We start from the raw sequence: 14,714 nt of genomic DNA, 5'->3' as shown, positions 1-14,714 counted from the left end.
CGCCGCGGCCGTGCCGGTGTGGTCACACGCTGGGTGGGTTGCCGTAGTAGGCGTCCGGCCCGTGCTTGCGCGTGAAGTGTCGGTCGAGTACGTGTTGCGGGGGTTCGACGGCGCCCAGGGCGATGGTGCGGAGGGCCATTTCGGCCACCGCTTCGCAGATGATGGCGTGTTCCAGGGACTTGGTGGCGTCGGCACCCCAGGTGAAGGGGCCGTGGTGGGCAACCAGGGCGCCGGGTATCTCGCCGGCCCTGGTGTCGTCACGCTCCAGCAGATCCACGATGACCTGGCCCGTGTTGTACTCGTAGTCCGTGGCGCACTGCTGCGGAGTGAGGGCTTCGGTGACGGGGACCGGTCCGTTGAAGGTGTCGGCGTGGGTCGTGCCGAGCACCGGGATGGGACGTCGGGCCTGGGCGAAGGCGACGGCATGCGTGGAATGGGTGTGGGTCACGCCTCCGATGGAAGGGAAAGCCAGGTAGAGGCTGCGGTGTGTTTCCGTGTCGGTCGACGGGCGCAGCCGGCCGTCCACGACTCGCCCGTCGGCGAGGGAGACGACGACGAGGTCCTCCGCGCTGAGGACGTCGTAGGCCACTCCCGAGGGCTTGATGACGAACACACCGGCCTGTCTGTCCACGCCGCTCACGTTTCCCCAGGTGAGCGTGGCGAGCCCGGCTCGGGGGATGCGGAGGTTGGCCTCCAGCACCTCGCGGCGCAGCTCCTGGGAAACCGTCGTGCTCACGGGATGCTCCGTCCTGGTGGCGGTGGAAGCGGTCATGTGCGCCCCTGCGGGGCGGAGGAGATGCGGGCGGTGGCGGTCACAGGCTCTGGGCCAGACGGTGGTAGGCCTGGTTCCAGCGCAGTTCCCGCGTGAAGCGCCGGATGCTGGTGTCCTGGTCGATGACGACGAGCTCGGTCCGCAGCATCTCGGCGAGGTCTTCGAGCTCCTCGCCGCCGAGAGCGGTGGTCATGACGGTGTGGTGCGGTGCTCCGGCCGTCAGCCAAGCCTCGGTGGAGGTGCGCAGATCGGGGCGGGGGCGCCAGACGGCCCGGGCGACGGGGAGCCGGGGCAGCGGCTCGGGCGGGGCGACGACGTCGATGTGATTGGCGACGAGGCGGAACCGGTCGCCCATGTCGGCGATGCCGACGACGACGGCCGGACCTGGGGCCGCGTCGAAGACGAGCCGGACCGGGTCCTCGCGGCCGCCGATGCCGAGCGGGTGGATCTCGCAGGTGGGCGTGGCCGTCGTGAGGGAGGGGCACACCTCGAGCATGTGGGCGCCGAGGATGAGCTCCTGGCCGGGTGTGAGGTCGTAGGTGTAGTCCTCCATGAAGGAGGTGCCGCCGGGCAGGCCATGCCCCATCGCCTTGAGCGTGCGCAGCAGGGTGGAGGTCTTCCAGTCCCCCTCACCGCCGAAGCCGTAACCGTCCGCCATCAGGCGCTGCACGGCGAGACCGGGCAGCTGGCGTAGGCCGCCGAGATCCTCGAAGTTGGTGGTGAAGGCGCGGAAGCCGCCTTCGGTGAGGAAGGTGCGCAGGCCGGCTTCGATCCGGGCGGCGTAGCGCAGGGATTCGTGGCGCTCGCCGCCGGGCCGCAGCTCGGGCGCGAGGGCGTAGAGGTCCTGGTACTCCTTGACGAGCGCGGTGACAGTGTCGTCGGGGGCGGCGTCGACCGCGGCGACGAGGTCGTTGACACCGTAGGTGTTGACCGAGACCCCGAACCGCAGCTGTGCCTCGACCTTGTCGCCTTCGGTGACGGCGACGTCGCGCATGTTGTCGCCGAAACGGGCGAGTTTGAGGGTGGTCAGCTCGGAGCGGCCGAGGGCAGCGCGGGCCCATCCGGCGATGCGGTCGACGACGTCGGGGGTGGAGACGTGGCCGGCCACGGTCTTGCGAGGGACACCGAGGCGGGTCTGGACGAAGCCGAACTCACGGTCGCCGTGGGCGGCCTGGTTCAGGTTCATGAAGTCCATGTCGATGGTGGACCAGGGAAGTTGGCGGTTGGCCTGGGTGTGCAGATGCAGCAGCGGCTTGCGCAGGGCGTCGAGGCCGGCTATCCACATCTTGGCCGGGGAGAAGGTGTGCATCCAGGCGATCAGGCCGATGCAGCGGTCGTCGGCGTTGGCCTCCAGGCAGACCGCGCGGATGGCGGCCGCGTCGGTGAGGACCGGCTTCCACACGAGACGAACGGTCATCTGGGGCTGGTCGGCGAGGGTCTCGCAGATGGCGCGGGACTGGTCGGCGACCTGAGCCAGGGTGTCGTCGCCGTAGAGGGCCTGGCTGCCGGTGAGAAACCAGATCTCGCGGTCGGGCTGGGCGGGCGTCATGTCGAGTGTGCTCCTCGGAGGGGCTGGGGCGGAGAGGCCGGGGGTTGGTGGTGCCGGGAAGACGGCGCGGTCAGTCGATGGTCGCGCTGCGTGCGGTGTTGCGGATCCGTCGGAGGCGGTGCAGGAGAAGGTCGGCGCCGGTGCCGAAGTGGTCGTGCAGGGAGCGGTACTCGTGGAACAGCGCGTCGTAGGCGTCCGCCCGCTTCGGGTCGGGTAGGTACGCGTGCCGCTGGACGCTTCCCATGACGGAGGCGGCGGAGCGGACGTCGGGGTAGGCGCCCGCGGCGACGGCGGCATGGATGGCCGAGCCGAGCGCGGGACCCTGTTCGGAGGTGCCGAGGGAGACGGGGCGGCGGAGCACGTCGGCGTAGATCTGCATGAGCAGGGCGTTCTGCTTCAGGCCCCCGGTCACGATGAACTCCTCGACGGGAACCCCGCCGTCCTCGAACGCCTCGACGATCATCCGGGTGCCGTAGGCGGTGGATTCGAGCAGGGCCCGGTAGACGTCCTCGGGCCGGGTGTCGAGTGTGAGGCCGGCGATGACTCCGGACAGGTGGTGGTCGACCAGGGTGGAGCGGTTGCCGTTCATCCAGTCCAGGGCGACCAGGCCGTGCGCGCCGACCGGCTGGTCGACGGCCTTGCGGGTCAGGAGCTGGTGGAGGTCCTCGCCGGACGCCGCTGCCTCGGCGCGGTAGTGGTCCGGGACGCCCTGCCGGAGCCACCAGGCGAAGATGTCGCCGACCGCGCTCTGGCCGGCCTCGTAGCCGTAGGCACCCTTGACGATGCCGCCGTCGACGACCCCGCAGATGCCGGGGACCTCGGCGAGGGCGGCGCCGTTGAGGACGTGGCAGGTGGAGGTGCCCATGATGGCCAGCATCCGCCCGTTCTCGACGGCGCCCGCCGCGGGCGCGGCCACGTGGGCGTCGACGTTGCCGACGGCGACGGCGATGCCCTCGGGGAGGCCGGTCCAGTGCGCGGCCCGGCCGCTCAGAACGCCGGCACGGGAGCCCAGCGGTGACAGCGGGTGCTCCAGGCGCGTGGCGGGGAAGTCGGCGAAGTCCGGGTGGAGTCGGGCGAGGAAATCGGGCGAGGGGTAGGCGCCGTCCTGGTAGATGCCCTTGTAGCCGGCGGTGCAGGTGTTGCGTGACTCGGTGCCGGTCAGTTGCCAGACGATCCAGTCGGCCGCCTCGATCCAGCGGGCGCAGGCGGCGTATACGGCGGGGTCTTCCTCCAGGACCTGCAAGGCCTTCGCGTACTGCCACTCGGAGGAGATCTTGCCGCCGTACCGTGCGATCCACTTCTCGCCCCGTGCGTGCGCGAGGGCGTTGATGCGGTCGGCCTGGCCCTGGGCCGCGTGGTGCTTCCACAGTTTGGGCCAGGCGTGCGGGTGGTCGGCCCACTCCGGTGTCAGGGCGAGGGGAGTGCCGTCCGGGGTGGTCGGCAGGACGGTGCAGGCGGTGAAGTCGGTGGCGATGCCGATGATGCGGGTGGGGTGGACTCCGGCGTCGGCGACCGCTGCCGGGACGGCGGTGTGCAGTACGTCGCGCCAGTCCTCGGGGTGTTGCAGGGCCCAGTCGGGGTGGAGGGGGGTGCCGGTGTGAGGGAGGCGTTCCTCGATGACGGCGTGGCGGTACTCGTGGACCGCCGAACCGAGCTCGGCGCCGTCCCGGACCCTGACCACGACAGCGCGCCCGGAGAGGGTGCCGAAGTCGATTCCGATCGTGCAGGCCTCGGGGTCGTGACGGCCTGCGGGGCCGGAAGTGGCGTGTGTGGTCACGATGCGCTCTCTCTCGTCATGGCAGGGGGCAGAGAAGCGTCCCCGCTGATTGTTAGCGCTCATATTCGGGTTCGACAAGAGCTACGTGCGCTTCTGTCGATCGTTCGGAGGGGAATCACCCCACTAAAGTGAGCGCTCACTTCTGTGTCAGGGGTGACCTGCCGCACCGCGCCCAGCGCGGTCGGCAGGAGGTGGGCCCGTGGGCAGGGTGCCGCGCGGGTGGGCGACGGCGAGTGCGCCGGCAGGGCGGGCGGCCTGTCGCAGACGGCCAGGAAGGGCGGCGAGAAGGGCGGCCAGGAAGGCTGCGAGAAGGGCTGCGAGAGGGGCGGCGGGGCCGCCCGTCTCGTCAGGCCTCGTTCGAAGGTCGCGTGCTCGCGCGCATGATGAGCTGCGGTTCCACCAGAAGGTGCTCGCCCTTCCGGGCGCGCCCCTCGATGTGGTCCACCAGGAGTCCGATGCTCCGGCGCCCGATGGCGGTGAAGTCCTGACGGACCGTTGTCAGCGGGGGAGGAAAGAACTCGGCTTCCGGGATGTCGTCGAAACCGGCGACGGCCATCTGTCCGGGGGTGTGGATGCCGGCTTCGCGCAGCGCCCGTAGGACACCGAGGGCCATCTGGTCGTTGGCGACGAAGACGGCGGTGACCGGTGTCGCTCCGCGGCGGGCCAGGACGAGCCCCGCGAGTTCCTGACCCGCCCGGTACCCGGACAGCGGGCTCCAGTCACCCGCCAGTACGCGTGGAGGCTCGATGCCGCTCTCCTCCAGGACGGCGCGCCATCCCGCGGTGCGGGCCTCGCTCTCCAGCCAGTCCTCGGGGCCCGCCACGTGCCAGACGGTGCTGTGCCCGGCGGCGAGCAGGTGTTCCGTGACCAGGCGGGCGCCGAGCTCCTGGTCGAGGGAGACCCCGGGCAGGTCGAGCTGGTGGCCGCCCTCCACGGTGACCACGGGGAAGGGTGCGTCGAGTTCGGCGAGGGCCTGCACGTGCGAGCGGCGGGGGGTGATGGCGACGACACCGTCGACGCCCCACGACGCGAGGTGGTCGATGGCGTCCCTGAGCCCCTGTCCCTCTCCGGAGCGCAGATTGACGGTCGAGACCAGATAGCCCTCGTCCCGGGCCGCCTCCTGGAGGCCGGTCAAGGTGCTGGCCGGACCGTAGAGGGCGGTGTTGACCGCGATGACGCCCAGCGTTCTCGTGCGGCGGGTCACCAGCGCGCGCGCGGCCGAGTTGCGCCGGTAGCCGAGCCGCTCGATGGCCAGACTGACTTGCTCTCGGGTGGCCGCACGCACATTGGGGTGATCACTCAACACCCGGGAGACGGTCTGGTGGGACACGCCCGCCTCTCGTGCGACGTCGGCCATCGTCGGCGGGCGGACGTCTTCCGCGGAATGTGCCACGTTTGCCTCCCTTCTATGCGCTCACGGCTGCGTATCGATGTGAGAAGAAGCCTAGCGCCTCTTGTATCACATTGATGTGAGCGCTAACAATTCACCTCGGTTGGGGCTTGGTCTCGACGTGCTGTCACCGCGATCAGCCGCGGGGGCTGAACCGCAGGACGGTCTTCGACCGGTACTCGTCCCCGGGACGCAGCACCGGGGAGGGGTCACCGGGGCGGTTCGGGGAGTCGGGGAAGTGGTGGGTCTCCAGCGCGATGCCGGCGCCCGCCCTGTACGGCGTACCGCTCTTTCCGACGACGGATCCGTCGAACTGGCCTGCGGTGTAGACCTGGAGTCCCGGCTCGGTGGTGAACACCTCCATGCGTCGGCCGGTGGCCGGCGCGTGAAGGACGGCGGCCGGCCTCAGCCTGTCGGTGCCGTCGGGGCGCAGTACGAGGTTGTGGTCGTACCCGCCGCCCGCCTGTACGGGCCGGCCGTAGGGGCGGTCCAGTGCCTCGGCGATCCTGAGCGGCTGACGGAGGTCGAACGCGCTGCCGTCGACGGGGCGGTGGTCCCCCTGGGGGATGAGGTCCTCGTCGACCGGTGTGTAGTGGGTGGCGTCGACGGACAGTTCGTGGTCGAGGATGTCGCCGGCGCCTTCGCCCTCGAGGTTGAAGTAGGCGTGGTTGGTCAGGTTGACCAGGGTGGCCGCGTCGGTGACCGCCGCGTAGGAGAAGGTCAGTTCGTTGTTCCGGCCGATGAGACAGCTGACGGTGACGTCCAGGTTTCCCGGGAACCCTTGGTCGCCGTCGGGGCTGCGGAGGTGCAGGAGCACACCGGTCAGCTGCGGGGTGTGCACGCTCTCGGCTTCCCAGATCCGGTTGTCGAACCCGTCGGTCCCGCCGTGCAGGCAGTGGCCGTCGTCCTGCGTGGTGAGCTGGTACGGCTTGCCGTCCAGCGTGAACCGGCCACGCGCGATGCGGTTGGCGTATCGGCCGACCGTGGCGCCGAAGTACCGGGCCGCGGCGGTCGTCTGTGACAGGTCCCGGGGGGCGAGGACGACGTCGGCCGGGACACCGTGCCGGTCCGGCACCCACAGGCCATGAAGACGGGCACCGCGGGTGTCCACCTCCGCCACGAGGCCGTCGGGAAATCCGAAGGTCCATCGTTGCCCGAGGTCCGTGACGGAGCGGCAGATCGGTGGGCCTCCGGTGAAAGGGGGCGGGGACGGGTTCATGGGGGTCCTCTTCGCTGGGACGCGGTCGGTCAGGGGCCGGGAAGGGGCCCGGCCCCTGACCGAGCCGGGTGGTGCTCGGGGCCGCGCGGGGTCTCGACGCGGGATTACGGACGCGGGGGTTCGACGGGGGAGGCGCTACTCGGCCGGGCGGGAGCCGCCGAAGAGGCGCTGGAGAAGGATGAACACGAACAGCAGGCCGCCGATGACGATGCGGGTCCACCATGAGCTGAGCGTGCCCTGGAAGCTGATGACGGTCTGGATCAGGCCGAGCACCGTCACACCCAGCGCGGTTCCCAGGACGAAACCGGAACCTCCGGTCAGCAGCGTCCCTCCGATGACGGCCGCCGCGATGGCGTCGAGTTCCATGCCGACGGCATGCAAGGCGTAGCCGGACAGCATGTAGAAGGTCAGCAGCAGACCGCCCAGGGCGGAGCACAGGCCGCTCACGGCATAGACCGCCACCTTGGTCCGTCCCACCGGCAGGCCCATGAGACGGGCCGAGGACTCGTTGCCGCCCAGGGCGTAGACGGTGCGGCCGAAGCGGGTGTGGTGCAGGACGAGGAAGGCGAGCGCCAGCACGACCAGGGCGACGACCACTCCGAGTGAGACGAACAGGCCGCCGGGCAGGAGGACCCGTGTCTGGGCGATCCGGGTGGCCGTCGGGTCGGTGATGGAGATGGACTCCGTGCTGATCATGTAGCAGAGACCCCGTGCGAGGAACATGCCCGCGAGGGTGGCGATGAACGGCTGGATCTCGAAGGCGTGGATCACCCAGCCCATCAGCGCGCCGCCTCCGGCACCCACCAGCAGCACCAGCGGCACGGCCAAGGCCAGCGGGAGGCCGTTCTGTTCGACGAGCCAAGCCGTCAGCATGGTCGACAGGGCCACCATGGAACCGACGGACAGGTCGATGCCGCCGGTGAGGATGACGAACGTCATGCCGATCGCCACGACGAGCAGGAAGCCGTTGTCGATCAGGACGTTGAGCAGGACCTGCGCGGAGAAGAAGCCTTCGTACTGAAGGGAGCCGATCGAGAACATCGCGACCAGCAGGGTGGCCGTCACCACGAGCGGCAGGCGGGTGGCGTGCCGGGCCGAGAGCCGCTGGAGCGGCTTGGCGAGGGAGGCGACAGTGCTGCTCACGGGTGGACCTCCTGCTTACGGGTTGCCACGCCACCGGCCGCGGTGGCCGTGCCCGGGGCGGTCGGACCGCGACGGCGTGAGAGTCGGGCGCGGAACGCGGGCGACTGGACGAGACACACGACGATGACGACCAGGGCCTTGAAGACGAGCGTGGTCTCCGGCGGAACGCCGAGGGTGTAGATCGTGGTCGAGAGAGTCTGGATGATCAGCGCGCCCAGGACCGTTCCGCCGAGGGAGAAACGGCCTCCCGTCAGAGCGGTGCCGCCGATGACCACGGCGAGGATCGCGTCCAGCTCGATCCACAGACCCGCGTTGTTGCCGTCGGCGCTGGAGACGTTGGAACTGATCATCAGGCCGGCCACCGCTGCGCACACGGCGCTGACGACGTAGACCATGACTAGGAGTCCGGCCGCCCTGATGCCGACGAGTCGGCTCGCGACCGGATTGCCGCCCACTGATTCGATCAGCATGCCGAGCGCGGTCCGACGGGTGACGAGGGAGGTGACGGCGACGAGGGCCGCGGCCAGCAGGACGGCGAAGGGCAGAGTGAGCCAGTAGCCGCCGCCGATCATCTTGTAGGCACCGCTGGACACGCTGATGATCTGACCGTCGGTGATCAGCTGGGCCACGCCGCGCCCGGCGACCATGAGGACCAGCGTGGCGACGATGGGCTGGACACCGAGCCGGGCGACGAGGAATCCGTTCAGCAGTCCGATCGCGGCGGCGACACCGACCGCCATCGCGATCGCCGACATGACCGTGCCCAGGCTTCCGGGGTCCTCGGCGGTGGCGATGTGTTCGCACGCGAGGGCGCCGGCGATGGCGACCGTCGAGCCGACCGAGAGGTCGATGCCCCGGGTGGCGATGACCAGCGTCATGCCGAGCGACACCAGGATCAGGGGGGCACCGAACTGGAGGATGTCGATGAGGCTGCCGTACAGGTGTCCGTTCTGGACGCGGACGGCGAAGAAGTCGTGGGTGAGGGCGACGTTCCCCAGCAGCAGGGCGGCGAGAACGGCGGCGGGCCAGAACAGCCGGTGCTCGGTGAGCCGCCGGGCGCCCGCCGCCGGGGTCGGACGCGTCCCGGCGCCCGTTTCGTCAGGTGGGGTCATGAGGTGGCTCCGGTGGCGATGGCGCCCAGGATTCGGTCGGGCGTCAGGGTCGGGTCGTTGGGAAGGGTGGCGACGAGCCGGTGGTCGCGCAGGACGCCCACGCGGTGGCTCAACCGCAGCACTTCCTCGAGTTCAGCGGAGATGAAGAGGACCGCGGTGCCCTCCGCGGCCAGGCGGGTGACCAGTTTCTGGATCTCCGTCTTGGCGCCTATGTCGATGCCCCGGGTGGGTTCGTCCAGGATCAGCAGCTGGGGGTCGGTGAGCAGCCACCGGGCGAGCAGCACTTTCTGCTGGTTGCCTCCGCTGAGGTTGCGGACCTGTGCGTCGGGGCTGGCAGGGCGGATGTCCAGCAACTCGATCCACCGGGCGGCGATCTCGTCCTGTCGGGCGCGCGAGAGGGGCTTGATCCAGCCGCGTGCGGCTTGGAGGGCGAGCACGATGTTCTCGCGGACCGTGAGTTCGCCGATCAGTCCCTCCGCCTTGCGGTTCTCCGAGCAGAAGGCGATTCCGCGGGCGATCGCGGCGCGCGGGGATCGCAGGACGGCGCGTTCGCCGTCGATCCGGAGCTCGCCTCCGTCGGCGTGGTCGGCGCCGAAGAGCAGCCGGGCCGCCTCCGTGCGTCCGGAGCCGAGGAGTCCGGCCAGGCCGATGACCTCGCCGCGGTGGATGTCCAGGTCGTAGGGCTCGATGGAGCCGGTCCGGGCGAGCCCGCGGGCGCTCAGGAAGGGGGTGTCCGCGGGGCCGGAGGCGGCGGCGGTACCGGTGTGAGACGTCTCCGCCAGTTCGTCGAGGGTGCGCAGTTCGCTGCCGACCATGCGGTGTACCAGGGTGACGGGTGTGAGCTCGTCGATCCGGTACTCGCCTTCGAGGCGTCCGTTGCGCAGGACGGTCACCCGGTCGCACAGGTCGAAGACCTGGTCGAGGAAGTGGGTCACGAAGAGGATCGCGACGCCCCGGTCGCGCAGCCTGCGCACCAGGGCGAACAGCTGGGCGACTTCGTCCCGGTCGAGGCTGGAGGTGGGTTCGTCGAGGACGAGCACCTTCGCCTTGATGTCCACGGCGCGTACGATCGCGACGAGTTGCTGGACGGCGAGGGAGTGCGCGCTCAGCGGCAGCCGGACGTTGAGGTCGAGCTCCAGTTCGGTGATGAGCTGTGCCGCGCGTTCGTGGAGGGCCGACCAGTGGACCAGGCCCAGCCGCCGCGGCTCACGGCCGATGAGAATGTTCTCGGCGACCGAGAGGTTGGGGCACAGGTTCACCTCCTGGTAGACCGTGCTGATTCCGGCGTGCTGGGCCTCCAGCGGTTCGGTGAACCGCTGTGGGCTGTCGTCGACGGAGATGGTTCCCGCGTCGGCCGGGTGGACCCCGGTGAGCACCTTGATGAGGGTCGACTTGCCGGCGCCGTTCTCGCCCATCAGAGCGTGGACTTCGCCCGGGAAGAGCCTCAGGTCCACGCCGTCGAGGGCGAGGACTCCGGGGAAGGACTTGCGGATGCCGCGGGCCTCCAGCACCGGCCGGTCGGTGCGGGTCTGCGTGCGGGGGGTGGGTGGGGCTGCCATCAGCCCTCCTCTCCTGAGAGGAACGGGGGGCGGCGTGAGAGCCGCCCCCGGTCTCGTACGGGCGGGACGGTCAGTACTGCCGGCCGGGCAGGGCGGCCGCGGCCTGGTCCTGGGTGAAGACACCCTCCTTGACCTCGACCCGTCGCGGGACGCTCTCCCCCGCCGCGACCTTCTTGGCGAGTTCCATGAGCTGGTCGCCGAGGAGCGGGTTGCACTCGACGACCACGTTGATCTTCTTCTCCTGCATGGCGACGAAGGCGTCCTTGATGCCGTCGACGGAGATCACCTTGATGTCGACGCCCGGCTTCTTGCCCGCTTCCTCGATGGCCTGGATGGCGCCCAGGGCCATGTCGTCGTTGTGGGCGTACAGGACGTCGATGTCCTCGTGGGACTTGAGGAAGGCCTGCATGACCTCCTTGCCCTTGGCGCGGGTGAAGTCGCCGGTCTGGGAAGCGACGACCTTGAACTTGGGGTCGCCCTTGATGGCCTCGGCGAAGCCGGCCTTGCGGTCGTTGGCGGGCGCGGAGCCGGTGGTGCCCTGGAGCTCGACGACGTTGACCTGCGCGGAGGTGCCCTCGTACTCCTTCACGAGCCACTTGCCGGCCTCCTGCCCCTCCTTGACGAAGTCGGAGCCGAGGAAGGTCTGGTAGAGGGAGGTGTCCTGGGAGTCGACCGCGCGGTCGGTGAGGATCACCGGGATGCCGGCGCTCTTGGCCTCCTTCAGGACGGTGTCCCAACCGGACTCCACCACCGGGGAGAAGGCGATGACGTCCACCTTCTGCTGGATGTAGGTACGGATCGCCTTGATCTGGTTCTCCTGCTTCTGCTGCGCGTCGGAGAACTTCAGCGTGATACCGGCCTTCTCGGCCGCCTCGCGTACGGACTTGGTGTTGGCGGTACGCCAGCCGCTCTCAGCTCCTACCTGAGCGAACCCGAGCACCAGTTCGCCGTCGGAGGAGCCCTTGCCGGCGCCGCCGGTGCTGCCGGTGGTCGCGGGCTCGGTGGTGCAGGCGGTCAGCACACTGCCGGCCAGAGCGGCGGCGGCGATGATGCGGAGGGCTCTGTGGGCCATGACGTGTTTCCTCTCGAACGTGCGTAACACCAGGCAAGGTTCTGAAGGCGAGGGGCCCGGTGGAGGTCTGGCTGCGCGTGGGACGGATGTGGCGGGCGAGGCAGACGAAGCGCCGGCCCCGACGGCCGGCGAGCCGTGCGAACGCGTCACATTGTGAGCGCTAACTTGGACGTAACTCAAGGCCTCGTACGGCCGTTACCCGTTCTTGATAGACGGGAGCGATCCCGTTGGCTGTGCGGTGAAACGGTCCAGGGACCGGTCAGGGCATGGGGTTGCCGGGGACGGATTCACCTTCTCCATCGTCCTGCGGGCTTCGTCCGGGTCGGTACCTCGGGCTCCCCTGGCCCCGTTCGGCGACAGTATGTCCAGGTCTTGACCCCGTACTTGTGAGCGTTAACACTCAGTGTGTCATTCGTGCTCGCGAGTCGGAGGAGACTCACACGATGCGGCTCCGCCGCGTCCGCACCGTCTGCCGACGTATCTTCGGCCGCCAAACCGGGAACCGTTCCCGCGCTCACGGTGACGGTGTTCAGTCTGTGGTGAAGGAGTGGACGGTCGAGGACCGGTAGGTCTCGCCGGGGCGCAGGACCGTACTGGGGAATTCGGGGCGGTTGGGGGAATCGGGAAAGTGCTGTGTTTCCAGGCACAGCCCGTCCCTGGGGCGGTAAGGACGGCCGCCGCTTCCCGTGGCGGTCCCGCTGAGGGAGTTGCCGGAGGAGAACTGGATACCGGGTTCGGTCGTCGCGACGCGCAGAACGCGGCCCGAGACGGGCTCGCGCAACGAGGCGACGAGTTCCGGTGTCGTGGTGGCCCCCTTGTCGAGCACCCAGTTGTGGTCGTAGCCCCCCGCGTGTCGGAGCTGGGGATCTGCGGTCAGCGGGTGCGACCCGATCGGCCGGGCCGTGCGGAAGTCGAACGGTGTGCCGGTGACGGGGGCCAGACGGCCCGTCGGGATCAGGCCGGCATCGACGGGCGTCATCCAAGAAGCCGCAAGGGACAGTTCGTGGCTGTGGACGGAACCGGCGGACTCGCCGGCAAGGTTCCAGTAGACGTGGCTTGTCAGGTTGACGACGGTGGGCCGGTCCGTGACGGCTTGGTAGTCGATGCGCCAGTCGCCTCCTTCGGTGAGCGTGTAGACCGCCCGTGTGCGGAGGGTTCCGGGAAAGCCCATGTCACCGTGGGGGCTGGTATGGGTAAGGACGAGACCGACGTCAGGGGTGCGGACGAACCCGTGCACTGTCCAGTTGTGCCGGTCGAACCCCCGCACGCCGCCGTGGAGGGTGTGCTCTCCTCCGGCGGCGGACAGGAAATGGCGTGTGCCGTCCAGATCGAACCGTCCACGCGCGATCCGGTTGCCGTAGCGGCCCACCAGGGCGCCGAGGTAGGAGTGCTGGGCGAGATAGGCGTCGAGCGTTCCGAAGCCCAGCGCCACGTTCACGCGTCGGCCGTCCCGGTCGGGTATCTCCAGGGACTGCACAATGCCCCCGTAGCTGAGGACCCCGAGGCACGTTCCGCCGTTCTCCAGCCACCAGCGGCGCACCTTCGTGCCGTCGGGCAGATGGCCGAACGGTTCCGAGACGGGCGGGCGGGCCTGGTAGCGCTGGTCTGTCATCTTTCGTGATCCGGATGTCGTCGGTGAATCAGGAGTCGCCAGGGATCCGCTCGGCGGGCCGGGAAGCGGCGAACCGGGTGGCGACGGCGCGTTCTGTCCGCGCGTGCATGGAGGCACCTCAAGCTCGGAGGGATCAGGGACCGGGGCCTGCCCTGGGGGCAGGAAGGGTCGTGCTCCGGTTGACGCCCAGTGGGTGTCTTGCCGATCAGGCCGGGCTCGCGGCGTGATCCACAAGGCATCCCCTAGGGTCGCAGGAGGACCTTCCCGACCCGGGGATCACTGCTGCCGACGAGTTCCATGGCGCGGGCGAATTCATCGACGCCCAGCTCGTGGGTGAGAAGCGCCAGTGGAGTCAGTCGCTCGGTGGAAAAGGCGCGCACGGCGTAGATCCAGGCGGCGGCGGAGGCGCCGAGTACGGTTCCGATGGACAGCTGTCGCTGGATGACGTGGACGGGATCCAGAGCCTCCGCGCCGTGGGCGGGGATGCCGGTGAGGACCAGGCGTCCTCCCGGCCGCAGCAGGGACATGGCGGCGCGTGCGGTCGAGGCCGCGCTCACGGCATCGATCACCACGTCGAAGTCGGAAGGGCCGGCACCACGGTCCCATGTCCCATAGGCGGTGGCCCCGAAACGGTGGGACAGCCCGGCACGGTCGGGGCTCGAACCGAGGACCAGCACTTCCCCGGGGGAGTAGGCGCCCAGGAGCTGTGCGGCGAGGAGAGCGACGGAGCCGGTTCCGATGACGGCCACTCGCGAACCGGGCTGCGGACGCGCCTTCAGGACAGCTGCGGCCGCGCAGGCGGCGGGCTCGAGGAGTGCGGCGGCGGTGAGGTCGGCGTCTGGCGGGAGGGTATGCAACAGGCGGGCGGGAGTCGTCACCGTGGGGGCCATGGCGCCGGGATGGGTGAACCCCGTTTCCTCGTAGGCACCGGTGCACAGGTGGGTCTCGCCCTCGCGGCAGCGGTCGCATGTCTCACAGTTGCGCAGGCCCTCGCCCACCACCTTGCGGCCGATCAGGGACGCGGATGTCCCCTCTCCTACGGCGGTGACGGTGCCCGACCACTCATGGCCCGGAGTGACCGGATAGTGAACGTACTCCGGGGGGTGATCGCCCCGGTAGACGGCACGATCACGGCCGCAGAGTCCGACGGCGTGAACCTGTACCTGGGCCTCTCCGGGACCCGGCGGTGCGGGGGTGTGCTCGACGAGGCGAAAAGCCCCAGGGGCCTCAAGGACGACGGCCTGCTTTCGAGGGCTCACCGGTGCGCACCTCCTGGGGTGCGACGCTCCCGGCCTCGGGGCCGGAGGCTATGCGGGCGCGTCTCGCCGAGCTCTGTCGGCCCAGGCTCGGCGGGGGCCGGAACGTGCGACAGGTTTCGCCGTGGTGTCTTCTTTTCACAGGGGCCAAACCGAGTGATGTGCACGTGGGCGAGCCCTCACTGTTCGATATATCGAATGCTGTTCGAAATCTTGCCGCGACAGTACGAAGCGCCGCGCGGGGGTGTCAACG

The 14,714-nt window shown here is 69.7% G+C and carries 11 protein-coding genes; all 11 read right to left on the bottom strand.

Going from position 1 to position 14,714, the window contains the following annotated elements; genetic code table 11:
- Nucleotides 1-22: 22 nt before the first annotated feature.
- On the bottom strand, nucleotides 23-772 hold the full coding sequence (araD, locus tag ACFWWU_RS34820; RefSeq protein ID WP_384152343.1) for an L-ribulose-5-phosphate 4-epimerase AraD: 750 nt from the start codon (nucleotides 770-772) through the stop codon (nucleotides 23-25).
- 40 nt (nucleotides 773-812) lie between these two features.
- Nucleotides 813-2,321, bottom strand: coding sequence for an L-arabinose isomerase (araA, locus tag ACFWWU_RS34815; RefSeq protein WP_384152341.1), 1,509 nt, complete (start codon nucleotides 2,319-2,321; stop codon nucleotides 813-815).
- Nucleotides 2,322-2,391: 70 nt separating this feature from the next.
- Nucleotides 2,392-4,098, bottom strand: coding sequence for a ribulokinase (gene araB / locus ACFWWU_RS34810; RefSeq protein WP_384152338.1), 1,707 nt, complete (start codon nucleotides 4,096-4,098; stop codon nucleotides 2,392-2,394).
- A 346-nt stretch (nucleotides 4,099-4,444) separates the two neighbouring features.
- Entirely contained in the window at nucleotides 4,445-5,491 is a 1,047-nt protein-coding gene (locus ACFWWU_RS34805) for a LacI family DNA-binding transcriptional regulator (RefSeq protein ID WP_384152335.1), read from the bottom strand.
- A gap of 133 nt (nucleotides 5,492-5,624) precedes the next feature.
- Nucleotides 5,625-6,707 carry an aldose epimerase family protein gene (locus tag ACFWWU_RS34800; protein WP_384152332.1) on the bottom strand — a complete coding sequence of 361 codons (1,083 nt, stop codon included), beginning with the start codon at nucleotides 6,705-6,707 and terminating at the stop codon, nucleotides 5,625-5,627.
- A gap of 135 nt (nucleotides 6,708-6,842) precedes the next feature.
- On the bottom strand, nucleotides 6,843-7,850 hold the full coding sequence (yjfF, locus tag ACFWWU_RS34795; protein ID WP_384152329.1) for a galactofuranose ABC transporter, permease protein YjfF: 1,008 nt from the start codon (nucleotides 7,848-7,850) through the stop codon (nucleotides 6,843-6,845).
- A complete protein-coding gene (locus tag ACFWWU_RS34790; protein ID WP_384152326.1) occupies nucleotides 7,847-8,962 on the bottom strand; it encodes an ABC transporter permease in 1,116 nt (371 codons plus the stop codon). Before ACFWWU_RS34790 ends, yjfF begins: the two co-directional genes overlap by 4 nt.
- Entirely contained in the window at nucleotides 8,959-10,521 is a 1,563-nt protein-coding gene (locus ACFWWU_RS34785) for a sugar ABC transporter ATP-binding protein (protein WP_384152323.1), read from the bottom strand. Before ACFWWU_RS34785 ends, ACFWWU_RS34790 begins: the two co-directional genes overlap by 4 nt.
- 70 nt (nucleotides 10,522-10,591) lie before the next feature.
- Entirely contained in the window at nucleotides 10,592-11,593 is a 1,002-nt protein-coding gene (locus tag ACFWWU_RS34780) for an ABC transporter substrate-binding protein (RefSeq protein ID WP_384152320.1), read from the bottom strand.
- Nucleotides 11,594-12,122: 529 nt separating this feature from the next.
- Nucleotides 12,123-13,205, bottom strand: a complete 1,083-nt coding sequence (locus ACFWWU_RS34775; protein WP_384152317.1) for an aldose epimerase family protein — start codon at nucleotides 13,203-13,205, stop codon at nucleotides 12,123-12,125.
- Nucleotides 13,206-13,447: 242 nt separating this feature from the next.
- Complete coding sequence (locus ACFWWU_RS34770) at nucleotides 13,448-14,464, bottom strand: zinc-binding dehydrogenase (RefSeq protein ID WP_384152314.1); 1,017 nt, start codon at nucleotides 14,462-14,464, stop codon at nucleotides 13,448-13,450.
- Nucleotides 14,465-14,714: the final 250 nt, after the last annotated feature.

The organism is Streptomyces sp. NPDC058650 (assembly GCF_042717315.1).
Lineage (GTDB): Bacteria > Actinomycetota > Actinomycetes > Streptomycetales > Streptomycetaceae > Streptomyces.
The sequence above is the reverse complement of the archived record's forward strand: the minus strand, read 5'-3'. Positions and strand labels throughout refer to the sequence as shown.

What these genes read in the sequence shown, in the direction of transcription:
- araD (WP_384152343.1), bottom strand. Translation starts at nt 772, where the DNA reads ATGACCGCTTCCACCGCCACCAGGACGGAGCATCCCGTGAGCACGACG.
- araA (WP_384152341.1), bottom strand. Translation starts at nt 2,321, where the DNA reads ATGACGCCCGCCCAGCCCGACCGCGAGATCTGGTTTCTCACCGGCAGC.
- ACFWWU_RS34800 (WP_384152332.1), bottom strand. Translation starts at nt 6,707, where the DNA reads ATGAACCCGTCCCCGCCCCCTTTCACCGGAGGCCCACCGATCTGCCGC.
- ACFWWU_RS34790 (WP_384152326.1), bottom strand. Translation starts at nt 8,962, where the DNA reads ATGACCCCACCTGACGAAACGGGCGCCGGGACGCGTCCGACCCCGGCG.
- ACFWWU_RS34785 (WP_384152323.1), bottom strand. Translation starts at nt 10,521, where the DNA reads ATGGCAGCCCCACCCACCCCCCGCACGCAGACCCGCACCGACCGGCCG.
- ACFWWU_RS34780 (WP_384152320.1), bottom strand. Translation starts at nt 11,593, where the DNA reads ATGGCCCACAGAGCCCTCCGCATCATCGCCGCCGCCGCTCTGGCCGGC.
- ACFWWU_RS34775 (WP_384152317.1), bottom strand. Translation starts at nt 13,205, where the DNA reads ATGACAGACCAGCGCTACCAGGCCCGCCCGCCCGTCTCGGAACCGTTC.